At 37.3% G+C, this 24,618-nt stretch carries 27 protein-coding genes; 19 read left to right on the forward strand and 8 right to left on the reverse strand.

Annotated features, from left to right (window positions below):
* Positions 1–36: 36 nt before the first annotated feature.
* The 3 genes from T323_RS0106865 to T323_RS0106875 all read right to left on the reverse strand — a co-directional run bounded on the left by T323_RS0106865 (position 37) and on the right by T323_RS0106875 (position 2,332).
* On the reverse strand, positions 37–687 hold the full coding sequence (locus T323_RS0106865; protein ID WP_026672612.1) for a hypothetical protein: 651 nt from the start codon (positions 685–687) through the stop codon (positions 37–39).
* Entirely contained in the window at positions 684–1,430 is a 747-nt protein-coding gene (locus tag T323_RS0106870) for a MerR family transcriptional regulator (protein ID WP_026672613.1), read from the reverse strand. The genes T323_RS0106865 and T323_RS0106870 overlap by 4 nt, the downstream gene beginning before the upstream one ends.
* 296 nt (positions 1,431–1,726) lie before the next feature.
* Positions 1,727–2,332 carry a TetR/AcrR family transcriptional regulator gene (locus T323_RS0106875; protein ID WP_026672614.1) on the reverse strand — a complete coding sequence of 202 codons (606 nt, stop codon included), beginning with the start codon at positions 2,330–2,332 and terminating at the stop codon, positions 1,727–1,729.
* A gap of 315 nt (positions 2,333–2,647) precedes the next feature.
* Here T323_RS0106875 and T323_RS26205 point away from each other — a divergent pair, with 315 nt between their 5' ends.
* The 6 genes from T323_RS26205 (at position 2,648) to T323_RS0106905 (ending at position 7,681) form a co-directional block, all read left to right on the forward strand.
* Complete coding sequence (locus tag T323_RS26205) at positions 2,648–3,631, forward strand: DUF5692 family protein (RefSeq protein WP_035178006.1); 984 nt, start codon at positions 2,648–2,650, stop codon at positions 3,629–3,631.
* A 344-nt stretch (positions 3,632–3,975) separates the two neighbouring features.
* Positions 3,976–4,908 (forward strand): DUF5692 family protein, encoded by a 933-nt coding sequence (locus tag T323_RS0106885; protein WP_026672615.1) that lies wholly within the window; start codon positions 3,976–3,978, stop codon positions 4,906–4,908.
* A gap of 92 nt (positions 4,909–5,000) precedes the next feature.
* Positions 5,001–6,476, forward strand: a complete 1,476-nt coding sequence (locus T323_RS0106890; RefSeq protein WP_026672616.1) for a methyl-accepting chemotaxis protein — start codon at positions 5,001–5,003, stop codon at positions 6,474–6,476.
* Positions 6,477–6,640: 164 nt separating this feature from the next.
* Positions 6,641–6,907, forward strand: a complete 267-nt coding sequence (locus T323_RS0106895; RefSeq protein WP_026672617.1) for a hypothetical protein — start codon at positions 6,641–6,643, stop codon at positions 6,905–6,907.
* A gap of 84 nt (positions 6,908–6,991) precedes the next feature.
* Positions 6,992–7,237, forward strand: a complete 246-nt coding sequence (locus tag T323_RS0106900; protein ID WP_026672618.1) for a hypothetical protein — start codon at positions 6,992–6,994, stop codon at positions 7,235–7,237.
* Positions 7,238–7,387: 150 nt separating this feature from the next.
* Positions 7,388–7,681, forward strand: a complete 294-nt coding sequence (locus T323_RS0106905; RefSeq protein ID WP_026672619.1) for a hypothetical protein — start codon at positions 7,388–7,390, stop codon at positions 7,679–7,681.
* 101 nt (positions 7,682–7,782) lie between these two features.
* On the opposite strand, the gene T323_RS0106910 is transcribed toward T323_RS0106905, so the two are convergent.
* Complete coding sequence (locus tag T323_RS0106910) at positions 7,783–9,042, reverse strand: copper resistance CopC/CopD family protein (protein ID WP_281175728.1); 1,260 nt, start codon at positions 9,040–9,042, stop codon at positions 7,783–7,785.
* A 47-nt stretch (positions 9,043–9,089) separates the two neighbouring features.
* Positions 9,090–9,506, reverse strand: coding sequence for a hypothetical protein (locus T323_RS0106915; protein ID WP_035178009.1), 417 nt, complete (start codon positions 9,504–9,506; stop codon positions 9,090–9,092).
* A gap of 167 nt (positions 9,507–9,673) precedes the next feature.
* On the opposite strand from T323_RS0106915, the gene T323_RS26210 reads away from it, so the two are divergent.
* Genes T323_RS26210 through T323_RS26220 form a run of 5 tightly spaced genes read left to right on the forward strand, consistent with a single transcriptional unit; the run spans position 9,674 to position 15,554 of the window.
* Positions 9,674–10,459 carry a hypothetical protein gene (locus T323_RS26210; RefSeq protein ID WP_035178012.1) on the forward strand — a complete coding sequence of 262 codons (786 nt, stop codon included), beginning with the start codon at positions 9,674–9,676 and terminating at the stop codon, positions 10,457–10,459.
* Positions 10,452–10,799, forward strand: coding sequence for a hypothetical protein (locus T323_RS26215; RefSeq protein WP_245613697.1), 348 nt, complete (start codon positions 10,452–10,454; stop codon positions 10,797–10,799). Before T323_RS26210 ends, T323_RS26215 begins: the two co-directional genes overlap by 8 nt.
* A gap of 22 nt (positions 10,800–10,821) precedes the next feature.
* A complete protein-coding gene (locus T323_RS0106930; protein WP_026672623.1) occupies positions 10,822–11,106 on the forward strand; it encodes a hypothetical protein in 285 nt (94 codons plus the stop codon).
* 22 nt (positions 11,107–11,128) lie between these two features.
* Positions 11,129–14,794 (forward strand): multicopper oxidase domain-containing protein, encoded by a 3,666-nt coding sequence (locus tag T323_RS0106935; protein ID WP_026672624.1) that lies wholly within the window; start codon positions 11,129–11,131, stop codon positions 14,792–14,794.
* 1 nt (position 14,795) lies between these two features.
* Positions 14,796–15,554 (forward strand): hypothetical protein, encoded by a 759-nt coding sequence (locus tag T323_RS26220; protein WP_051556424.1) that lies wholly within the window; start codon positions 14,796–14,798, stop codon positions 15,552–15,554.
* A gap of 63 nt (positions 15,555–15,617) precedes the next feature.
* Here the strand turns inward: T323_RS26220 and T323_RS28760 are convergent, their stop codons facing one another.
* The gene (locus T323_RS28760) at positions 15,618–16,151 is read right to left on the reverse strand and encodes a hypothetical protein (RefSeq protein ID WP_156942412.1); all 534 of its coding nucleotides are present in this window, start codon (positions 16,149–16,151) and stop codon (positions 15,618–15,620) included.
* Positions 16,152–16,315: 164 nt separating this feature from the next.
* On the opposite strand from T323_RS28760, the gene T323_RS0106950 reads away from it, so the two are divergent.
* Positions 16,316–16,798 carry a hypothetical protein gene (locus T323_RS0106950; RefSeq protein WP_026672626.1) on the forward strand — a complete coding sequence of 161 codons (483 nt, stop codon included), beginning with the start codon at positions 16,316–16,318 and terminating at the stop codon, positions 16,796–16,798.
* 45 nt (positions 16,799–16,843) lie between these two features.
* Here the strand turns inward: T323_RS0106950 and T323_RS0106955 are convergent, their stop codons facing one another.
* Positions 16,844–17,119: a hypothetical protein gene (locus T323_RS0106955; protein ID WP_026672627.1), complete on the reverse strand. Its 276-nt coding sequence runs from the start codon at positions 17,117–17,119 to the stop codon at positions 16,844–16,846.
* 236 nt (positions 17,120–17,355) lie between these two features.
* Here T323_RS0106955 and T323_RS28765 point away from each other — a divergent pair, with 236 nt between their 5' ends.
* The 5 genes from T323_RS28765 (at position 17,356) to T323_RS0106985 (ending at position 22,020) form a co-directional block, all read left to right on the forward strand.
* Positions 17,356–17,496 (forward strand): hypothetical protein, encoded by a 141-nt coding sequence (locus tag T323_RS28765; protein ID WP_156942413.1) that lies wholly within the window; start codon positions 17,356–17,358, stop codon positions 17,494–17,496.
* Between the two features lie 89 nt (positions 17,497–17,585).
* Entirely contained in the window at positions 17,586–17,792 is a 207-nt protein-coding gene (locus T323_RS0106965; RefSeq protein ID WP_026672628.1) for a zinc ribbon domain-containing protein, read from the forward strand.
* A gap of 139 nt (positions 17,793–17,931) precedes the next feature.
* A complete protein-coding gene (locus T323_RS27865; protein ID WP_051556425.1) occupies positions 17,932–18,912 on the forward strand; it encodes an alpha/beta fold hydrolase in 981 nt (326 codons plus the stop codon).
* 166 nt (positions 18,913–19,078) lie between these two features.
* Complete coding sequence (locus tag T323_RS0106980; RefSeq protein ID WP_026672629.1) at positions 19,079–19,957, forward strand: radical SAM/SPASM domain-containing protein; 879 nt, start codon at positions 19,079–19,081, stop codon at positions 19,955–19,957.
* A gap of 389 nt (positions 19,958–20,346) precedes the next feature.
* Complete coding sequence (locus T323_RS0106985) at positions 20,347–22,020, forward strand: glutamine--tRNA ligase/YqeY domain fusion protein (RefSeq protein WP_026672630.1); 1,674 nt, start codon at positions 20,347–20,349, stop codon at positions 22,018–22,020.
* Between the two features lie 29 nt (positions 22,021–22,049).
* On the opposite strand, the gene T323_RS28770 is transcribed toward T323_RS0106985, so the two are convergent.
* The gene (locus T323_RS28770; protein WP_156942414.1) at positions 22,050–22,199 is read right to left on the reverse strand and encodes a hypothetical protein; all 150 of its coding nucleotides are present in this window, start codon (positions 22,197–22,199) and stop codon (positions 22,050–22,052) included.
* A 45-nt stretch (positions 22,200–22,244) separates the two neighbouring features.
* On the opposite strand from T323_RS28770, the gene T323_RS0106995 reads away from it, so the two are divergent.
* Together T323_RS0106995 and T323_RS0107000 are read left to right on the forward strand one after the other, a co-directional pair.
* Positions 22,245–22,886, forward strand: coding sequence for a hypothetical protein (locus tag T323_RS0106995; RefSeq protein ID WP_026672631.1), 642 nt, complete (start codon positions 22,245–22,247; stop codon positions 22,884–22,886).
* A complete protein-coding gene (locus tag T323_RS0107000) occupies positions 22,870–24,567 on the forward strand; it encodes a GMC family oxidoreductase N-terminal domain-containing protein (protein WP_026672632.1) in 1,698 nt (565 codons plus the stop codon). Before T323_RS0106995 ends, T323_RS0107000 begins: the two co-directional genes overlap by 17 nt.
* The last annotated feature ends 51 nt before the right edge of the window (positions 24,568–24,618 follow it).

Here is a 24,618-nt window from a genome sequence, read left to right on the forward strand (position 1 = left end):
AAATAAAGGATAAGCGAAGGGAAACACTCCTTTAGCTTATCCTTTTTCCTTTTGATGACTAGGAAATAACGTATATGACATTGAATACAGAAAGTCTACAACAAAAACAAGACTCCATATCATACCGATATAATACATGGTGTCACTTCCGTACGGAGATTGTTCAGCTGTTCCTGCTTCGACCCAAGATAAGTCAGTAAGATAAGAGCTTAATTCTTGGAAATTATCTGTACCGATTGACCATAAAATCGCTTGACCAATGACAAAAACGAAGAGGTGAATCGTCGCGCTTATTCGATACTTTTTCGCAATATAACGAGGATCCTTATTCCGTTCGATGATGTCATAATCTTTGTCTGTTAATAATTCAACCTTACGAAATCGACCAATTTTCTGTCGCATCCAGCGATCAAGTCGGATGAAATCAACTATTCCGAACGTGCAAGCATAGAGGACAAAGATAATAATGACGAGTAAGAAAGTAGAAAATTCGCCAGTATGCAAAAAGACAATGAGTCCTAGTACGCTCTCGATGACTAGTAACCCAAGAAAAGCGAAGATAAAAAGTAGACTTTGTTTTCGCTTTTCTAAAAAGTAACGGTATACTCCAAATAAAAGCAGGCAAGCGAGCGAAAGGATTTCGGCTCCAATAAAAATGGCCCATTGATAGTCTAATAGGAAACTCATTCTTTGTTCTCCTTCAAATAAAAGTTTGTCGCCGCTTCAATAAATTCAATTACTTCTGGCTCCACCGGATAAAAGCCTGCCTTTGCTGAATCTTCCTGTGACTTTCGCACATCCCAAATTTTCTCGGCAAATTCAGGATTTTGACCGAATGTCTCTTTTTCTTTTTCTAACATTCGTCGAATAATCGACTGAACTTCAACAGCGGTCACACCTTTACTCATATGAAGTTTAAGTTGCGCATATAATGAAATCCACTCAATCGTATCTGCATCACCACGATTGACATTTGGTAAAAGGTCGAGAAGTTCTTGTTCTTTTTCATTAAATCGTTCGTTTAGAAATTGCTCCTTGTAATCGGAATTATCTTCATACAATCGAATGAGCTGTTGAACATGAACAAGGTCAGTTTCGCCTTTCATTGTAAACTCGTTCATCAATCCTCGTAATATCGACTCCATATGTTCAAGCTTCTCTTTTTCTTTTAAACAATACTGCAATTGATTTTGCAGGTCTTTGTACCAATTATCTTTATTGTCATCTAACAGTTCCTCTATTTCTTGCAAGCTAAACCGCAATATTTTTAAAAATTGAATCGCTTGTAACCGTTTTAATTCATTTTCACCATATAAACGATGACCACCTTCTGTTTTCCCAGAGGGCTTTAATAAACCAATATGATCGTAATGTCGCAATGTTCGAACCGTGACCCCTGTTTTTTTGGCCACGTCTTTAATTGAAATCATCGTAGTGCCTCCTGTCATCATCAATCTATTTTTATTATACAAAATGACGTAACGTCAGGATCAAGAGGGATATGTAAAATGATATGGAATGAGGAAGGGGATGTATGAAAATACGTATCGGACATTTTTTCCGCTACTTCATTAAAAACTCGTGATTTACGATGTGGTTCGGACATACGTTCCGTTATTTATTCACTGAATCGGTCAAAGTAACGGAACAGATGTCCGTAAGAATGAATAAACAGTCTGTTTTTAGTTAAATTGCGGATTATATGTCCGTAATAGTGTTCATCGAACTAGCTTTCTTCTTTTTCAGCAAGAACTTGATAAAAGTGCGGAATACCATCATGTAATAGATATTCTACAACTTTCATGATGTCCTCGATTTCGGAAACTTCGGTTTGAAGAAGAGTTTGTAGCATCATGCCATCAATCGCAGCCATAATCCACGCTGCGGTTGCACGGGTTAGCCGGCCTGGTTTTGCTCCGTATGTACTAACAAATATGTCTTCGAGACGACTTACCCAATCATTGTATTTCTCTTTGAATTTAGATTGGATTTCATTATTTCCAACCATTGCTTCATGAGCTAAATAAAACTGTAATCGATTTTCTTCTGTTTTTTGGAGGCGCTCTTTCAAGCTTGTATAGATTTCTATTACGATTTCCTCTAGTTCTTTATTTCCTGTTAGAGATAAAGTTGCAATCCTCTGGGTTGCGCTCAACCCTTCGTCCATTACATCATAGAGTATGGCTTCTTTTGAGCTGTAATAATGATAGATTGCGCCTGTACTTAACCCTGCTTCTTCAGCAATGGTGCGGATTGTAGCTCCCTGTATGCCGTGTTCACTAATAATATGTCTAGCGGCGTTAATTATTTTCTTTTTTCCATCATTGTGCATCAGATAATGCCTCCTAGAACTCATTCGATAGTCTAATGATATCATAAAGTTCAAAAATTTGACTAATCTATCCAACAATCTAGTTCATATTTCCTTAATAGGATTGACGAATGAATATTAGTTTGTTACGATATTCACAAGAACAAACCGAACGTTCGTTATGTTTCTAGCATAATAAAAAAACCCGGTTCAATTGCTTTTCATCACTGACCAATCATACGCTTTTTTCCATCCAATAACGAAAATTTAATATTGTTTAGGTGAGCTTTTCTTAAAATATAACCTAAAAATTTGCAAGAGAGAGGAGTGTCTGTCATGTTCTTCTTTGAAGCAATCCCTTGGTACAATGTGATAATGTGGTTCGTTGTTTTTGGTATTCTTATTGGTTTAAATGAGCTCGTCCGTGGGAGTAAATGGGCTAGTATTACGATCTTTATTGTTTTACCTATCATCCTTACTCCAATCTGGTTTTTGAAAGGTGCAAGTGATGCATTGTCGTGGTTCCATTGGGTCAAAGTATACTCAGCTCTTGCTGGTAGTATTATCTATATGGTCATTCGATATACAAACTACCACAAGAAGCATAAATGGTATCTCACTTTAGTCCCAGCGATATTAGCCATCAATATTTTAGAAGCTGTCATTCGAGAGTTTCAAGTCGGAATTTTAGGTTTTGAAGGTATGGTTGATGGCATGCAATATATCTCAGGTGGTTGGAACTATGTTAATGGTGTGGCAGGGATTTTAAATCTTCTATTGATTTGTGGCTGGTTTGGGATTTTTGCAACAAGTGGGAAGAAAAAAGATATGATATGGCCGGACCAAACGCGGCTATGGATCGTTGCCTACGGTGTTTGGAATATCGCATATGTATATGCTTGTGCACCGGGTAATGCCTTTTATTCGGGAGTCGCATTAAATATTGCAGCGACAGTTCCTGCGTTATTATGGGCAAAAGGAACGTGGATGCAAAATCGTGCCCAAACATTATCGTTTTGGATGATGTGGGTCATGACCTTCCCGTATTTCTTTGCCATAGGAAGTACATTTAATGTAAGTGTCAGTTATAATCCGGCCGCGAACTGGACATTGGCTTTACTAAGCTTAGCTTTAAATGTCACTTTAGCAGTATGGCAAGTATATCGAATCGTGAAGAACCGTTTAAATCCGTTAACAGATGAAATATGGACGGATACTAAGGAATATAAACTAGTAAACGCCTTCCGTCATAATGAAGTTGACCATTCTTCCATCGAACATAAAGCCCTAGGATACACAGGATCTGAAGGGAAAAGCTAATTTAGTTATATTGTCCTTATGTCATTTATAATTTGACGTAGGGACAATTTTTTTATCGTTAAAAAAAGATGGAAAGAAACTAATGTGAACGGTTTTGTAACGAAAAAGTCAAAAACTTACTGCTATTATTTACCTTACTATCGAACTAGTTCAAATATCACTAATTCTATTGATAATAAATTGTTGATTTGTTAATATATTGATGTGGACAAACCGAACAATTGTTATGTTTCGAAGGTCGAAACAATTCTATCAAGTAGATATGGAGAAATTTCGATAATGAGCGTGAGAAACATGAATGCTTCGGTATGTTATGAAATTTAAATAGGAAAGGGGCCCGCTTATTGTTCTTTTTTGAAGCTATTCCTTGGTATAACGCAATGATATGGTTAGTAGTTTTAAGTCTTCTTATTGGTTTAAATGAACTTGTACGTGCAAGTAAATGGGCGAGTATTGCTTTTTTTATCGTATTACCTGTTATTTTAACCCCGATTTGGATTTTTCATGATGCTAGTGACGTCACATCTTGGTTTCATTGGGTTAAAGTATATTCTGCTCTAGCAGGATGTCTTATTTATATGGTGATTAGGTTTACGAATTACCATATAAAGCATAAGTGGTATCTTATTCTTGTTCCAGCTATTTTAGCTCTTAACATTGTAGAAGCGATTGCTCGAGAACTTCAAGTAGGGATTATTGGTTTTAATGGTATTGTAGACGGTATGCAGTATATATCAGGTGGTTGGAATTATATTAATGGTCTTGCGGGCTTATTAAATCTTCTACTTATTTGTGGTTGGGTTGGAATTTACGCAACACGTGGAAAGCGTAAAGATATGATCTGGCCAGACCAAACTCGCCTGTTCATCGTAGCCTATGCGGTTTGGAATATATCGTATGTATATTCTTGTGCTCCTGGAAATGCGTTTTATTCTGGTCTTGCATTAAATATGGCAGCGGTCATACCAGCCTTTTTCTGGGCAAAAGGAACGTGGATGCAAAATCGAGCACAAACGTTGTCGTTTTGGATGATGTGGGTCATGACATTCCCTTATTTCTTTGCTGTAGGCAGTATATTTAATGTAAGTGTCAGTTATAATCCAGCTGCAAACTGGACATTGGCGATTATTAGTTTAGCTTTAAATGTGGGGCTTGCAGTATGGCAAGTTTATCGTATTGTGAAATATCGCTTACATCCATTAAAAGATGAAATTTTTGCAGGCACAAATGAGTATAAACTAGCAAATGCAACTAGAGAAACAACAGAAGCTTCGTAACAGTAGTATAAGCAAATGAAAGGCATAGAGAGAATTCTCTATGCTTAATTTATAAATTATTTTAAAATATATCACATCATCAGGAGGATAATATGAAAACGAAAGACTATTCATTTGAAGCTAGAAACTGGTTATTAATAAAGTTATACATTCTATCTGTAGTGTTAACAGCGATTATCTTATTCGCTGGGGGCTTGCCGCTTATTACGAATATCATTGGTACAGCATTTGGTGTCGTTACTGTATTAATCGTATTTACGATGCATAAATTAAACAAAAATGTGAATTGGATCCCATATATTTTAATTATAAGCTTAGCGTTGATGACAGTATTTATGCTAGAAAACCGTCCTGCCATCACGACGTATTTACTAGCTTATTACAGCATTATCATTATTTCTTTATATCATAATTTCCGTTATGTTATCGTATCTGGTGTATTTGGTTTATTCATTACAAATTACTTTGCCTTAAACTTTGGGGAACAAACAATTGTTGGTTATACGAATGTTCATTTGGCATCTTTTAATATTTTATTTATATTAATGACAACGTTTCTAATTGCACAATGTAGAATCGGACAAAACATCCAAAAAGATGTCGAAGTGCTCGCAGACGAAGCTGTTACTTCAAATGAACAAATGGAAGGGATTATCGTAAAGGTAAGAGAAACCGTATCAATGTTGGAAGAACTGACTTTACAACTATCGGATCATTCGGAGTCTTCTGCCACATATTCGAAAGAATTAGCAGCTACATTTAATGAAATTGCTGGTGGAGTTGGGAGTCAAGCGCAAAGTGCATCTGAGATGAGTGAATCATTACATTCGGTTGACCAAGAGATCGATGGAATATCTGTTAAAGCGAAAACAATGAAAGAAAATGCGAGCAGCACGAGTGAAGTTGTTGCCAATGGATCAGAAAAAGTGAAACAATTACATGATACGATTCAAACCGTAAATGAAACTCTTCAAATATCGGTAGAAGAGATGGGTGAATTAAATAGTTCGACTTCAAAAGTCGGTGAAATTGTAAATACGATTTCAGAAATTGCTGATCAAACGAATTTGCTTGCCTTAAATGCCGCTATTGAAGCCGCTCGTGCTGGTGAGAGTGGAAAAGGATTTGCTGTTGTGGCACAAGAAGTTCGTAAATTAGCAGAACATTCGATTCAATCCACACATGAAATCGGAACAATATTATCGTTAATTCAAGAAAAAGCCAAATCAGCCACAACACGAGTACAAGAAAGTGGAGATACATTTAAGCTTAGTAAGCAGTTAACAGAAGAAACGGATTCGGCCTTTCATAACATTGAACAAAATGTACTTCAGCTACAAACGCTTTCTACAGAAGTAGACAAACAAGTTGAATCATTAGGCCAGTCGTCTGAAAAAGTTGTTGATGAAGTCAATTCCGTTTCAAGTGTGTCCGAACAGTTACACGCATCAGTACAAGAAGTGTTTGCGAGTGTGGAAGATAATAACCATAAAATCAGCACAGTTAATGAGAAGGTTAAAGAAATGAATGAAGTGACAGAACAGTTAAAGCAATTAGTTCAAAAATAGAATAGGTTTTTAATGTAGGGCATGAGTCTAGTAAAAGTAGATTCATGCCTTTTTTATCTAAAAAAGCAGATTATAAAGGAAATTAAGGCAAATGCATTCGGAATCTTGTCTATACAAAATAAAAAGATATGACATAAAGTGTAGTGTAGAAAGGAGGGAGAAGAATGACACACAAAAGAAGACATGATGATGTAGATGCAATTAACACGAACGCTGAAAACCAAAATTTTGTATTAAGTGACAGCGATAGTAGAGCAAAAAGTCAAAACGAAAACTTCCTGAAAGACAAGAACTTTAATACGAATAAAGCAAATGCGATTATTGAGGGAAGTGGAAATGCGACTGTGGATGTAGCAGTTGATGCAGAGTCATTTGCGAAAAACCGTAATAAAGCATTTGCTGATGCAGATGCTATTGCGAAAGACCGTTAATATTTTCTGTTCCTATTAAAATATGTTGGAAAGGGCACTTAATAGTGTCCTTTCTTATTATACGAGGAAAAGAGGTGAAATCAGTTGTATTCAAGTGAATCGAATGTAAACAAAAGTGGGAACTCTGATGTTGATGTCACAGTAATTGTGGAAACTTCTGCTTTAGCTTATGCATTTCTTTGTTTTATGTATATAGATGGACGAATAAATAAAGAACAGTATGACGAGATGGTAACTGAAATGAAAAAAGTAGCAAAAGAGCCTAACACTAAAGCAGCTGTGGAGAAGAAAAAACCTATAAATCGGTTAAGGTTAAGAAATAAGAAATAGAAGAACTGAAATCGTTTGAGTCTAGTAAAAAAGGGCATTAGTTCTATTTAATAAAGTCACTAGTAAAATTGAGGCAAGTGTATTCAGTAACTTGTCTACACAGTATCATTTTTGTTTCATATAGTAAAAGTAAAGAAAGGAGGGGAGACAATGAGCAAATTTAGAGAGCGCTTTGTTGATGATGTGGATATGATTGACACAAATGCAGAGAATGAAAACTTTGTATTAAGTGCTAGCGATAGCAGAGCAAAAAGTCAAAATGAAAACTTCTTAAAAGACCAAAACGTAAATGTGAATAAGGCGAACGCGGTTATTGAAAATAGCGGAAATGCGGTAGTAAATGTAACAGTAGATGCAGAATCATTTGCGAAAAACCGCAATAAAGCATTTGCTGATGCAGATGCCGTTGCTATTGAGGATGATAGAAAAAAATTCCGTTATTAAGTAAAACTTCAAGAAGGGCACATTGTTAAGTGCCCTTCTTTTTAGAATGATGATAGATCCGCTTAGGTATAAGCTGAAAATGTAGAATATTCGGATTGCCCTTAATGATTGTGATGTCGATGTTCATGCTCGTTCCAGTCAAGTTCCATTTTATCTGGAGTACTCGTAGTGGAGAGGAAGCCTGAAAGGATAACGAGGATAAGTAAAAAAACGAACTCAATTCGTAGTAGAAACAGTAGCTTTCGTAAATGATTATGTTTATCTGGAAAGTTGACTGAGTCTCGTAATAATGGAACCCATACGAATCTGTGAAAACAAGTGATGAGTAATATCATCACGGTTACAATTAGCTTTGCTAACAGCCATTTTCCATAGGGAGTTGTAGTAAGCAAATTCACGCTTTCAATATAAGTGAAGCTCATGATTAAGCCGGAGAAGATGACAACAACAAAAAGAATGAAAGAAACAATGAAAAACCGCTGGATGCATTTATGAATGAGTTGCATTCGAACATAAGATTGTTCACGAGTAAAGGAATAAACGAGCAAGGAAAGCAATCCACCTACCCAAACGGAAGCTGCCCCTAAATGGACACTATGGGATAGGGTTTGGTTAACAGAAAAGGAATGGCTAGTAAGTGAAAATGTGAAGAGTAACAGTATGACCATTATAAGAGCAAATGATTTGTGAAAGTTACGGATAATGAAAAATAAAAATCCAGCAACAAACAATGGTCGAAGCATAGGGACAAAGGTTAACCAAGAATCAATTGTTAAATGAGGAATGAAAACTTGAAAACTTGTGACAAAATAAAGAAAGAAAATAAAGCTGTAAATCGATACCTCGATTTTTTTGCTGAACGGGTGTAGGAGTAGTGGAGATGTATTTTTATCTACAAGCCAATGTATAAAAAAATATAAACCAATTAGTACTACAAATGCGAACAATTCAACTATTTTAATAACGGAAAGGCTACTCTGGCTAGGGACTTGCTGTGACACTTGTTCGGTTGTAGATTGAATTGAAAAATGATGCGAACCATTCATAGTATGCTCATTATAAAATGTGACTTCCCATTGAACTTTGTATTTCCCCTCATCTAAATTGGGAACAAAAAGTACAAGCTTGGTCAGCTCTGTACATACCAATTCCCCTAAGACACTATCCCCTTTTTCTGTGAAAAGTTGTATAGAACTGGACTCCAAGCGAATAGGTTCAGAAAAAGTGAGAGAAATATTATCTAATGGTTCCTTGAGGACGGAATTAGGACTAGGAAAGGTCTCCTCAAGTATTGGTTGGGATGAAACATGACTAGGAATGAAAGCCGTGAAAAAAAGAAAAAAGAAAACGAGTAAAAACATCCTCTTACCCAAAGCCTCACCTCATAAACGAAAAGTCATTGAAATTTTTACACCTTCATAGAATAACAAAGCATCCCCAACAGTATAAAGACGAGAGATTGAGTAAAGCCAATGAGAATAAGACTATGCTGAGCCATATCCCCAATCATAGGAGCCATTATTCCACTCATCACGCCACTTGTTACCCCCATAATCACAGTTTGATATTCAACTAATGAACCGAACAATACCCCTATTGCGATTCCGATAATCGTTGTAAGTATTGTCATCTCTGTAAATTGGAAAGGAAAGTGGTAAATCAAAATTAATCCCGATGCAATAGAGATAATGCCAGTAGGAGTCATCGCTACATTCATTCCTAAATGATATCCAATTAATTTACGCTTCTTGAATAAATATTGGTATGTTAGTCCAGCAAAGACGAAGTTTACATAAAACAAAACCCATAAGATTGTTCCAATCATGAAAACACCTCCAGTTATAAAATATGACATAACAGGTCATTTAGAAGGATATTTTTCCAACAAAAAAACAGGTTATCCCTATGCCCAAATTTTTCAATTTAATTCCTAAAAAATACAATCGGGCATATGTTTAGTTAGTAAGAAGTGAAGGGGAGGGAGATAAATGGATGAAACAATCCGATATCAGATTGGATGAATACGTAGAAAAGTTGTGGGAGCAAAGGAATAAAGAGAGAGTCAATGAAAGTTCGGAAAACTTGGTTCGTTTAAAAAATGGTGAAGGTCTTTCCTCACCCGGTAGTGATTTACCTGCTGAAGAATTAAAGCTTGTTCAACAACATATTCACCGTTCGAATTTATTCCAGTTAAGCAAAGCATTACCGAACAAAAAAAAAGAATTGATTCTTAGAAAATTTTTTAAACATAAGCGGAACCAACAAGTCGAAGTTTTTATTCATTCGGACCCAAACAATCCAATTCATATCGTTGGGAAAGTGAACACGATAGGCAGAGATTTTGTGACTTTAACAACTTTAAAAGACCGAATATGGTTGCCCTACTCAAACATTGAATCTGCGAATGTACCATACGGATTACCAGAAGTGTCATCAACCCATCAGCATTTTGCGTATGATGAGGAGTTACGGAATAAATTGATCACGCGATTTAGTGAGACGGTTATAAGTAAAGACGTATTACTTCAGCAGTTTTTTGAAGAAACGTTAGAAACGAACTTACAAACGTGGAAAGGAACAAATGTCAAGGTCATTACACAAGACACGACGTATTCCGGAAAGATTGTTCAGTCAAAAGATGGCATTGTTGAACTAAAACGAAGGGGGCAAATACCACTTTCAGAAATCAAGGTATTAAAAACAATCCGGCTATCAACGATGTTAATGGGATTTTTTAGAAGTAAGAGCCATATTCGTAAGGAGGATAACAATGGATAGAGAATCAAAGGAACAGCATGAAAAAAAAGTGACGATTACTCCTCTTGAAGAAGAGAAGGCCATAGCGAAGTGTGATCCACTATTAATACGAGACCTTGTAGATGAAGATGTCCTTATCGTACTTGAAAGTCATCAACTCAATATTTTAGGTCAAACGTTTCGGCCTATTTTTACAGGTAGAATCATTGAAGTGACATTTGGTTTTATCACATTGACAAATGTCATTATTAAAATGCCGAATGCCCCTTTTTACGAATTCCCTACTCCACTCAGTTTTCCAATAGAGAGAATAGTAGGTGTAACAAGGTTTGATCCTAGAACGGTCATTCCGTTAACTTAAATTTTGGAAAGGAGAGTTTTTCATGACAACTCCCAATTTTGAACAAATTCAACATGACAATCGTACAGAAGCATTAGCCGACCATTTTAGAGAAAATATCGGAAACCGTGTTTTTATTTTAGTGCCTCAATTTCCGTTTATGTATATTGGAATCATCATTGATGTCATTGGTGATCAGTTAATTCTTGATGTAGACACAACCCATATCGAACAATTGGAAAATCGTATTTGGGAAATCCATATTGATACGATTCATGTCTTTTATGTTGAAAGAGGCGATGGATGGCCTATCATTCCAACATTCTAATAACAGAAGGAGAAGAATAACGATGCTAAGAAGATACCATGTTGTTGCCATTCCAATTCGGATTGTGTACAACAACTTTGGCGATCACGACCCAGATGGCCGAATGTATGTATTAAAAGAAAACGAAGAGTTAGTTAGAGAACTTGTGAAGAAAAATCCATTTACACCAGTTGAGCTAGTCCAACCTTTAGCAATTCGAGCCAATGTTGGCGATGACGTCGAAATATTATTTGAAAATCAATTAAAGACACCTTCCTCGATGCATTTTCAAGAAGCAGATTATGATGTGAAAACTTCAGACGGAGCAAATGTTGGATTTAATCCAGATACAACGGTATTACCAGGTGGAGAAATTGTTTATTGTCTCAAAGTTCATAAAGAAGGGATATATTATTTTTCTGATGTAGCAAACCCAATTGATGGAGAAAATTTAGGAACGAATATTCATGGACTATTTGGCGCTATCTTTGTTCAATATAAAGGTTCAACATGGACGGATCCAGTGACAGGTGGGCCCATTCATAGTGGTGCCATAGCTGATATTCATCATCCTATATTACCTTCATTTCGAGAATATGGGTATTTTTTTCACGATGAACCAGAAAACGATGATTTAACCGGAAACGAACGAATAAATCCGATGACAGGACAGCCGGCAGAATCGGTTCATGCAATAAATTATCGTTCAGAGCCTCTTGCGAACCGTTTCCGCTTAATTGATGAAGGTGTAGTTTGTCCTGATTGTGACTCTGAAGAAGTGCATCATGATTCATGGGTGTTTGGTGATCCTGCAACACCTATATTTAGAGGATATGTAGGTGATCCAGTAAAAATTCGTCTTGTTCACGGTGGTGTAAAAGAAACACACGTGTTCCATTATCATGTTCACCAATGGTTGTTCGACCCAGAAGATGTCGATTCTTTCACAAAAGACTCACAGGCTATTAGTCCACAAAATCATTATACAATCGAACCGTTTTATGGATTAGGAAGTTTGCACGGTGCAATAGGAGATGTGATCATCCACTGTCATTTATACCCTCACTTTGAAGATGGAATGTGGAACATTAATCGGATATTTGATACGTTGCAAGATGGGAGTCAATGTTATCCAAATGGTGTTCCTATTAAACCGTTACAACCTTTACCTGACCGACCATGTCCGCCTAAGCCAACATTAGAGAGACCGGGTTTTCCAAACTTTATTCCTGGTAAAGTAGGGTGTAAAGCACCAAGACCACCACTAGGAATCATTGGTGGAAGAGAAATGACGGTACTCGAAGAAAATGCGGCTGTTCCTAATGCAAGACCAGGTGCGGTCTTTGTTGATTCTTGTATTGGAAACCCAGTTACTAAAGAATTTAACGTATCTGCGATTGAACTACCAATCATATATAATCGTGAAGGCTGGCATGACCCAAAAGGACGGATTTACGTATTAGATGAAGATGTAGAAGCGGTGTTATCAGGAAAGAAAGAGCCAGAACCTCTTGTGTTACAAGCAGAAGCGGGTACGTGTATTCGAATTAATTTTACGAATAAACTTCCGAATGTGTTAGATGGTGATGCTTTTCAATTAGTGACACGAACATATGAGGCTGGAATGCATGTTCATTTTGTAAAATTTGATGTTCTTGTTTCAGATGCTGCGAATGTAGGATGGAATTATGATAGTAGTGTTCTTCCAGGTGAAACAATTCGTTATGAATGGTATGCCGATGTTGAGCTTAAAGCAACATTTTTCCACGACCATTTATTTGCCTCTGTTCATCAACAGCATGGGTTGTTCGGATCGATTAATATTCTTCCGAGGTTTTCGTGTGTGTTTGATTCATGCACGGGAGAAGAAGTGGACCATGGTACACAAGTAACAGTCACAAATCCACTTATTCCGGATTATCGAGATTACACGTTGTTCATTCATGATTTTGCGCTTTTGTTTGATAAAGATAAATGTCCAATTGAACCGCCACCTTTTCCTGGTTCACAAGATGACCCTGGTATATTTGGGGTGAATTATAAGAATGAGCCATTGCAGTTTCGGTTAGGTAAACATTGTGATCCGGCGTATTCATTCAGTTCCACTGTTCATGGAGATCCAATAACACCACTGCTTCAAGCGTATTCCGGTGACCCCATTCGGTTCCGGGTGCTACAAGGTGCACACGAGGAAAGTCATAGCTTTAATGCGCATGGCCTTCGTTGGAATGAGGCACGTCGGGATGTCGATTCTAATGAAAAAAATCAGGAACACCTTGGAATATCAGAGTCTTTTACGTTTGAAACCTTTATCCCTCGTCCAGGAGATTATTTATGGGCATTTGAAGATGTAGAAGATCTTTGGATTGGAACATGGGGCATATTACGAGCGTATGATAAAGAGGTTCCTAATTTAATCCCGTTGCCAGACCGACCATTACCCCCTATTGATGGTGGTGTTTTCCCAGAAGTAACGGGTATGCCTCCAGAACTAGCTTGTGATGATGGATGTATATGTCCTGACGGAGCCGTTGTGAGGAAATATCATGTTGTGGCCCTTCAAACATGCATCGAATACAACAAATATGGGGACCACGACCCTTATGGCATTGTTTTTGCTTTAAAAGAAGATGTCGATGATATTTTATCAGGTAAGGTGAATCCGGAACCGTTAGTTATAAGAGCAAATGTCGACGAATGTGTAGAAATCACGTTGGAAAATAAACTCGATCCAGCCTTATTTCATGTAGAAGACGGTGTACATCGTTACCCGGAAGTGAAAGTACCAGCATTTTATCCCCCGTCTCCTCGGATTTCACTACACCCGCAATTAATTGATTTTGACATTCGAACTTCGAGTGGGGAAACAGTTGGCTTTAATCCAGACCAAACCGTAGGGCCAGGAGAAATCATCACCTATCGTTGGTATGTAGATAAGCCATATGGTGCATGTAATCTTTGGGATATGGCGGATATAAGAAATCATCGTCATCACGGCGCCTTTGGTGCATTCATTGCCGAACCAAAAGGGTCAGTGTATTTAGACCCTATCACATTAAAGCCAGTGAATTCGGGCACAAGTGTTATTATTAAAAACCCGTTACTTCCAGATACTCGTGAGTTTGTGTTGCTTATGCATGATGGTGTAAGGCTATTAGATAAGAAAGGACAGCTCATTGTTGATCCGCCAGACGGACTAATTGAAGAAACAGACCCAGACGAATTTGATACGTACGACCAAGGTTCACGTGGTTTTAACTATCGTACAGAACGATTAATTAATCGCTATACGGAACAGTTCACAATTCAAGATTGGGCAAGTTCATTTACTTTTGGTGATCCGGCCACCCCTGTTTTTGAAGCGTATCCAGGTGAACCGACTACTGTAAGGTTGGTCGTACCTGCCGAACGAAGACGTACGCATACGTTTCATATCCATGGTCATTACTGGCGAAGAGACCGTGAAGATGTCGATTCTAAATTTCGCTCGGTGGAAGGTCAAAATATTATCGGTCACAAATTAGATGCTCGCTTAGTAGGTGGAGCTGGAGGACTTTATAATTTTCCTGGTGATTATATGTATCGTTCTGGTAATATTCGTTGGGATATTGAATTAGGAATGTGGGGAATTATTCGGGTCCATGAGAAACTGCAACCATACCTCCCACCTATTACAGGCTGCTTATGCATGGTAGAGGAGGTGGAGTAGAATGAGTCATGACCATGAATGTGATGAATTTCGTTGTCCCCCTGTCGTACCAGCCGATGCTCCTGATGATTTTTGTATCCCGGAAGAATGTTGTCCAGAAAGAATACGAACACCGAAATTCCCTTCACCGAATACGTGCTTACCACAAGAAGAATTAGAAGAGCTAGAAAGAAAAATTAGTGAGGCAAATGAATTGTTATTAAGTCTTGCTCTAACTAGAGGAAATGAAGAAGAAGGTGTGCTTGAGCAAGAACGGTTGCGTACAGCTTTTGAAGGTTTAAAAGGGAAAGTCATTAAAGTAGAAGTATCAAAAGAAAATCAAAGAAGATCTTTACTTGTTCGTGGGATTGTTTCCCTTGTAGGAAGAGACTTTGTTTTACTAGAGGATGAGAACTACCTCAAAATTATTCGTTTAGAAGATGTATGTTCGATTAAAAGCCCGACTGAACTATGTGATGTCCACGAAAAGCAAGAGTTAATTGGAATAGACCCATGCTTGCGTAGAGCTATTACGTTAGATTTTGGGGCTACAGTTGCCAAATCACCAGAATTGATTCAAATCTTTTTTGGAATCGATTTAAAAACATTTCTTTGTTTTTTCGAAAAAAGAATAGTGAGGGTCAAAACAAAGAAGAGAGTGTTTATCGGTAGATTAATAGGAATGGAGCCTCACGAGGTAATATTTCGTCAAGGGAGAAGGCAAAAGGCTGTACCGGTCGAGGAGATTACTTTGTTAAAAATAAAAAAACGTAAAAAATAAGCAAAGAACATGTAGGGAAAGAGTGTGTGCTCCCTGCAAATGTGGCGCACACACTCTATGCTTTTAATGATGATGGAATTTTTTATCATCGTCTACTTTGACGACTTTAATTTCATGAAGTGGTACAATTAGGAAATTATCTTTATGGGATTTGCATTTACATCGGCTCTTACAATGACAATCTTTTTTTCGTTTACGACCATCGTCAATTTTTTCAATTTCAACAAAATCGCGACCGACGTGACAAATAATGCCTTTAAATCGATTGCACTCGTCTCCACATTCCACTTCAAGCTTAACAACACAGCCTACTAGCTGGCGTAATCTAAAGGCTAACCCACCATCTAATCCTCTTAGACGAACATTAAATCTGTCATCACAGATGCGGTCGTGTCTAAAGCTGTGATGCCCATGACATCGATGGGAATCACAACAATGATGGTCTCTGTGGTGGTGACAAGGTCGTTTGCAATCACATAAACTTCGACAGTCACGATGGTGATGATGGTGATGACGGAAATCAAACCCGCAATGACAACGAGAGAAAAAATCATGACGGAATCTACCACATGAATGGCATTCAAATCCGTGGCTCATATTTTGATTCACCTCTTTCCCTTTGATTTACTTTATCGTATGTAATGGAAATGATTTTGAAAGGTACAGTAAACTACCAGTTACTCTATTTTTGACCCAAAAATATCTTATTTTCATAACGACTTACAATGAAGAGAATAAAAGAAAATAGAAAGGAGAAAATCATGACATCTTCCACACCATATTTACGAAACATTTTTGATGAAAAAACAGGAAATCAAAAAATGTATTATTCAGGAAAGAACAAATCCAATCGGAAAAATGCCCCGAATATATTAAAGCATTTCGAACAAGAAGTACAAAAATTGGGGAAAACAAAACGAGAAAAAACGTTATCGGAGATTGAATTCGTTCAATTATTAATAGATGCATATGAAAACCAGGAAAAGACAATTGCTGAATTAAAGGGAAAGCTAGAAAAGCATTCGAGTAAAAAAAGCCCTTTTCATGAATTATTTAAAACATTACCTCCTAATTATCCAGTTCAGGAAGTCCTACTAAACGGGGTTCTTGTTCCAGTTACACGATTTTTAAATATAAACGAACAAGGTGATATTGCGCATTTCTCTGAAGAAGACAATATTAAATCTTTGAGTATGGATAAAATTGATGGAGTGTATTGGGGGAGAGATGGGATAGAATGTTAAAGAAAGCAGGGAAAAAGAACGCTTCCCTGCTTTACATAAGAAAATTTATTCTGGTAGTTCTGTTTCACCGAAAGCAATACCAGTGATTTTATCTACTTCTAAAACAAGAACTTGACCTTCTTCATCTAAAAAGTAGGCAAGACCGTCACAAACGTTTGAAAAGAAAGTTACGATAATTAATTGTCCCTTCACAAAAACGCCACCAATTGGATAATTAGGAGGAAGCTTTTTGAGAATGTCCTCCACGCCACGGTCATCCTTCTTGTCTTTTTTATCAAGAAGATCCTTCAATAAGTTTTCAAGCCCTAAATTACTAGACATTTTAACTCTCCTTTCTAACATCAAAATAGTTTCTCTATACTAAGAGAACTACTATACTATATGTTCTGTAGTAAAAAGTGTATGGACGATAGTACATATATTCAGGAATATATTTTTTCTAGTCTATATGTCTAGTAACAATAGATATAAGCGGAAATTATTATAGGCTATTTATTTAATTACATATAAAAAAATCTAGTGTATAATAAGGAAAAATTAGGAAGAGGCCATTTGTTGTGAAGGTTTTGGTACAAGGTGCTATCTTTTCTGTTATCGTACATTTTGTCTTTGTTGTCAGCACACTTGCTTATTTACAGAATGAAGTGGCGTTTGGAGTTACTTTTCATCCAATTTATTTTGTTGTTTCTTTTTTGTAATCACGTTGATTGGAGCGATTCTTATCAAGTTGATTAAGAAAGCTCGTCTTTTTAAACGCTTTAGAAAAAATTAGAAAGGTGTGACCGATATGGAAAAACGCGGTTGTATTAAGTGTGGTTGTACTAGAGCGGAAACGAAGGAAATTGCAACAACAGGAACAGGACTTTCAAAAATGTTTGATGTTCAGCATAATAAATTTCTTGTTGTATATTGTACAAATTGTGGATATTCAGAACTTTATAATAAACAATCATCAACAACATCCAACGTTATTGATTTTTTCTTTGGTGGATGAGGAGCAGAAAAAAGTATGTCTATGAAAAGACATGCTTTTTTTGTATACTATTGTTTATAGAAAATTTTAACAAAAAAATAATAAAAGAAGTATAATACTCGATGTATAATAGTGGTAAATATATCCAAAGGGTGATAACATGCAAAAGCCAATTCAAATACAAGGAAAAGAACGGTCGGTTTCAAAGTTTATGTTACGTATGTTGAAATGGACAGGGTTTGGGTTTGTAATTTTATTGTTAATTGGGTTTGCTTATCAGCAAATTGCAACTGCTGTCGAAGTTGATAACTATCCTCCTGTCGGTGAACTGGTTGATATCGGTAATTATCGGTTGCATCTGTTGGCGACAGGAGATGCAGATGGTCTTCCAACCGTGGTGTTCGAATCAGGGATGGGAACACCGTCTGCATCGAAAGATTGGGAAGTACTTCAAGCAGAGCTAGCGAAGTACACAAGAGTCATTTCTTATGATAGAGCAGGGTATGGGTGGAGTGATTTAGCGCATAATGACCGAACGGCTGAACAAATTGCTGATGATTTGCAAAAACTTCTTGAAGTAACAGGGGAAGAAGGTCCATTTTTATTAGTTGGTCACTCGTTTGGGGGATTTTCTGCCCAAATATTTGCTGATAAATATAAAGAAGATGTCGCAGGAATCGTATTAGTTGATTCATCGAATGTAAATATGGAAGGTGGCTTTTCAAAAGCAGAATTGTACATTTTCCGATTTTTAAAAGAAGTCGGGGTAGGACGAGTACTAGAAGAAGTCGATATGCTTCCTCTGCATGAGCATTTTTTACAAGATAAAGCATCCATTGCCATGTTTTATCAAGATTATTATAATGCTGATCAAATGAGTGAACTTACTTTCATGATGACAACTTCAGTGGAACAAGTAAAAAATGCACAAAAGGATGGTTTCGGTGATCTGCCTCTTTCTGTTTTATACGTTGATTATGAAGACTATCCTGAGTGGAAAAGCATGCAAAAAGAAGTGGCATCGTTATCGAATAACGGAAAAGAAATGTTAGTGGAAGGCGCAGACCATTATATTCACCTTGATAAACCTGATGTTGTCATTGACGTGATTATGGAAATGCTTTCGTCTTTTAAAGAGTAAGGATATGGAGTTATGGGACCTATTGAAAAGGGTCCTTTTTCTTTTGTTAAGGAAGTAGCTATAATAAAAAGAGTGACAATGGAAGGAACATGTTGTTTTCAAGTCGGGTGAAGTATGCTCTAATAAAGACAACACCATTTAAAGAACGAGAAGCGAGGAAAATAGGTTGAAAAAATTCAAGAAATTTTATTTAGAGATTACAAGTGTTTGTAATCTTGCCTGTAGCTTTTGTCCACCAACAGAACGACAAAAGCAATTTTTATCAGTAGCAGATTTCTCAAAACGTTTAGATGAAATTAAACCATATACAGACTATATTTATTTGCATGTAAAAGGAGAGCCGCTTCTCCATCCGAAAATTGATCAGCTTTTAGATATAAGCCATGAAAAAGGTTTTAAAGTGAACATTACAACAAATGGCACATTAATTGAAAAAAACAAACATAAATTGTTGAATAAGCCTGCTCTACGCCAAATGAATTTTTCTTTGCACAGTTTTGATGGACATGCCGGGTCAAAGGATAAAGAAGGATATGTCAACTCAATTCTTTCCTTTATAAAAGAAGTGACAAGCCAATCAAATACTATTTTCTCACTCCGTTTATGGAATTTGACTCCAGACAATACGACAAATGTCATCAAACAACAAAACCGAAAAATATTAGAGTTGATCGAAACGGAATTTGATCTTCCATATAAAATAGAAGAAAAAGTAGTACCAGGTAGTGGCGTGAAAATTGCGGATCGAATTTACATTAATCAAGATATCGAATTTAAATGGCCTGCCTTACATGAAGAGGAGGATGATGGGAAAGGGTTTTGTTATGGCTTGCGAAATCAAGCCGGCATTTTAGCAAACGGAACCGTTATTCCTTGCTGCTTAGATGGAGAAGGCGTGATTAATCTAGGCAATATCAATCAATCTTCCTTTTCAGATATTATAGAAGGCGACAGAGCGAAAACAATCGTTGATGGATTTTCACAACGAGTTGCTGTGGAAGAGCTTTGTCGAAAATGTGGGTATCGAAAGCGGTTTGGCAAATAGCTGTACTTATGACCCGTTCGGACACCTGTTCCGTTAAATAGCAGAATATCGGTCTTTTTTAATCGTATCGGACATACGTTCCACTATTTCATGATATATGAGTGAATTCCAACGAATTAGTGGAATAGCGGAATAGATGTCCGATAGCTTTTTAAAAATCGAGGACTTGGCCAATTTAGCGGAACTGATGTCCGTTAGAAAAAAAGAAACGGTAATTTGAACGATTGAAAATTGCCGATTCGTCCATACTGATTGAAAGTGGAGAAACAAACCTCGTAAAACCTGATTTAATTTGCGCATACGAGGACTTGTGTTACAATATTGACTATTATATAGTGTATAATGGAAATTTCATGCACGAAAGAAGAAAAGGAAAGGGTGAAAAAAGGTTGGAGCATAATTCTTCAAATTTTATCCGAAATATTATAAAAGAAGATTTAGAATCGGGAAAACGGAACCATGTCATCACACGTTTTCCGCCAGAACCGAACGGATATTTACATATTGGGCATGCGAAGTCAATTGTCATTAATTTTGACTTAGCGGATGAGTTTAATGGAAAAACAAATTTACGTTTTGATGACACAAACCCGCTAAAGGAAGATGTAGAATATGTCAATGCCATTAAAGAAGATGTGGAATGGCTTGGTTATAAATGGGACGGGTTATTTTACGCATCAAATTATTTCCAAGAGATGTATGAAAGAGCGGTCCTTCTCATAAAAAAAGGAAAAGCATATGTTGATGACCTGTCCCAAGAAGAAATACGTGCATACCGAGGAACATTAACAGAACCAGGGAAAGATAGCCCATATCGAAATCGTACGGTTGAAGAAAACCTAGATTTGTTTGAGCGCATGCGTAAAGGTGAGTTTGGAAATGGTGAAAAAGTATTGCGTGCAAAAATTGATATGAATTCCCCTAATATTAATATGCGTGATCCTGTTATTTACCGTATTTCACATGCCACACACCATAACACAGGAGACGAGTGGTGTATTTATCCAATGTACTCTTTTGCACATCCGATTGAGGATGCAATAGAGGATGTCACTCATTCGATTTGTACTACCGAATTTGAAGACCAACGTCCATTGTATAATTGGATTGTTGAACAATGTGAGATGTCGAGCAAACCACAACAAATTGAATTTGGGCGCCTAAATATTACGAATGCGGTCATGAGTAAGCGGAAGTTAAAGCAACTTGTGGATGAAGGTTTTGTCGATGGATGGGACGACCCCCGAATGCCAACAATTTCAGGGTTGCGTCGCAGAGGATACACGCCAGAAGCGATTCGTGCTTTTGTTCGAGAAACAGGAGTATCTAAAGGCTCAGGTACGGTTGACTCTCAAATGTTAGATCATTTTGTGCGTGAAGACTTAAAAATGAGTGCACCGCGTACAATGGGAGTGTTACGCCCGTTAAAAGTCGTCATTACTAACTATCCGGAAGGGCAAGTAGAAATGCTTGATGCTGAAATTAATCCGGAAAATCCTGAAATGGGAACGAGACAAATTCCGTTTTCTAAAGAAATATATATTGAGCAAGAAGACTTTATGGAAGATCCACCGAAAAAATATTTCCGACTTTTTCCTGGAAATGAAGTGAGGTTAAAACATGCTTATTTTATTAAGTGTGAAGATGTGATTAAAGATGAAGATGGAAATGTCGTCGAAATCCATTGTACGTATGACCCGGAAACAAAAAGTGGAACAGGCTTTACCGGTCGTAAAGTGAAAGGGACATTGCATTGGGTTGAAGCAACACAAGCAGTTCCGGCAGAATTTCGTTTATATGAACCGCTCATTTTAAGCGAAGCCCCGGCTGAAGTCGAAGAAGAGACAGAAGCTGAAGTGGAAAAAACATTCTTAGACCAAGTGAATCCAAACTCCCTACAAGTGTTAAAAGGGTTTGTGGAACCAAACATGAAGGATGTTAAACCACAAGAAAAGTTTCAATTTTTTAGACACGGATATTTTAATGTAGATCCAAAAGAAACATCAGAGGATAACATTGTGTTTAATTTAATTGTTTCATTAAAAAGTTCATTTAAACTATAAGAAAAAAGCAGGAGCGTCTTTTCTCTCTTCTAGCAAAGCTTCACTACTACACTAAAATTTTTATCTTTCTTATCTCTTTTAAAGAAAAAAGCATCAACAACTCTTTTAGAATTGTTGATGCTTTTTTTTGTCTCTTTTTCTGCAATTAAGATTGTCCAATACATATTTTTGCCAATCAAATAATACGCTTCCTAATAAAGTACAAAAAGGTGGTGAAGGGACAGATGACTGGAAGTGTGACGGAAAAAGTATATACGGAAATGACGTTTAAAGCGCTCGTCGACGCTATTCTTCCCATTACAAGACTAGACTCAAAAATAACAGGAGGGCAACCTCAATCATATCGAGCGTCAGATTTACTAATACATGAATATGTTATGTTTGCATTGGATCACTATATTACGGTCCAGCAACAACTGTTTCAAACGCGAATTCCTCTTTCATATCCAACGGCGTTAATGTTAGATATCGCCGCTTCATGTTTACCTCATCTGTCTAATGAAATTCAAGCTAAGAATCAAGGACTGTTTGCTACCCTTTCGAAAAAAGACCGAATCCGAACATTGTCCTTATTAGAAAATATTGAAATTGACCTGTATCTTTTGCCGAACCCTTACCATAATAATGCGGGCCTTGTTCAGTATATGGCTGATGCATTGAACCGGTTAACGATGTTAGGGTTTTATTCAGAGTGGGCTGCATATGGAAAAACAAGAGATGAACCACCACAAGTAAGACAACTACAATATTTCCCAATCGGTTGGATGGAAGCTCAATATCCTGGTGTTTCATATGGGTACCGTGATTTTCGAGGCTTTTTGTTGAAGATGGGGAGAACGGAGGCAAATGATGAGTCATCATTATGATGTTATTATTATTGGGTCTGGTGGTGGAGGTGCTGTTGCGGCAAAAGAACTAGGAGAGTTGGGTATAAAGACGATTGTTCTTGATGCTGGCCCTTGGTATGGGAATAAAAAATGGCCTTATCCTAATTCAGAACGCGGGGCAGAAACGAGTTGTGATCCCGATGACTTAGATGTCAATTTATATAGAAGCCACTTAACAAGGCGGGAACAGGATATGAACGATCCAGTTACTGGTAAATTACGGTGGGGGCCAGCTGACCGCAGACGATCACCATGGTATCGGAATATTCCTGATCAAGCCTTATTATGGCAAGTAGCTGGAATCGGGGGGACGACACTTCATTATTATGGGAATAGTCCAAGAGCTTATCCTGCTAGTATTAATAATCATTGGCCGATTCGCTATGAGGAGCTTATTCCTTATTATGAAAAAGTAGAAGCAATATTACCAGTGGAATTTGCCCCGACAACATCGAAAGAACAATTGTTTTATTATGGGGCGGAAAAGGCGGGCTTTTCGTTAATTCCTACTTTAGACGTGACAGAAGTTGGTTATCGACCGCAACCGAACGCAATTTTGCCTCCAAATGAACGTTTAATGGATGAAAATTATTCATTAGAAGAGATAAGTCATATGGAAGGCTGTACGTTAAGTGGGCATTGTGGGCAAGGCTGCCCATACGGTCCTTCTGTAGAAAAAGCTGCGAAACGTTCCACAAATGTAAGTTATGTGCCGTTAGCGATGAAAACAGGAAATGTTACGTTCAGACCGAATGCATTTGCGACAAAAGTATTAACAGAAAAGTTGCCTAACGGGGAGGAGCAAGCATTCGGTGTGCAATATCGAGATACATGGACTGGAGAGACCGAAGAAGTTCAAGCAAAAATTGTCATTATGGCTGCTGGCTGTGTGGAAACACCACGGCTTTGGTTGAATTCTGATTTACCTTTTAATCATTGGGTTGGCAGAGGGTTAACAAATCATTATATGGATGCAGTTACCGGGACATTTGATGAACAGCAGCTTATAAAAATTCTCGGAACGCCTTCGGTTTATCCTTTTATCGGTCATACTTCAGGAGCGAGGTTAGATTATCCTGGATTAGGTATGATTGAAAACTTAGGAGAAAGTCCAGGATTGTCTGCTCAAATGTTATATGGCTTTAGCCAAGCGGGTTATAAAAAATTCCATAGTGAGCAATCAACAGATAAAAAGGGAAGGTTGGTTGGAACCGAATTAAAAGAGGCAATGAATGATTATCGTAATTCCTTATCTTTGCTTATTATTACAGGAGATGAGGTTCAATATAATAACAGGGTGGAGCTAGACCTTCATATAAAAGATGAGCATGGTCAAGTTCCAATTGTGAAGTATACACCAAGTAAACGAGATGAGTGGAAGCGAAATGAACTCGTCAAAATAGGAATGACAATGTTAGAACAAGCGGGGGCAAAATCAATTCATCGAAGTGACTTACCACCAAATTTATATATCCATTTGGAAAGTACAATGAGAATGGGATATGTCGTTGATTCGACATGTGAAGCATACCAAGTGAAACGGTTATTTATTGCTGATAATAGCGTTCATTTTAATTCAATAGGTGGAGTGAATCCAACGCTAACAACACAAGCTTTAACGACACGGACAATAGAACTGATGGTGGAAAAATATTTTTAATGATGAATGGCGCGAGTTAATGAAAATTAACCGCGCCAAAGTTCATTTTCT

Source organism: Alkalihalobacillus bogoriensis ATCC BAA-922 (genome assembly GCF_000621445.1).
GTDB classification, from domain to species: Bacteria; Bacillota; Bacilli; order Bacillales; family Bacillaceae_F; genus Bacillus_AO; species Bacillus_AO bogoriense.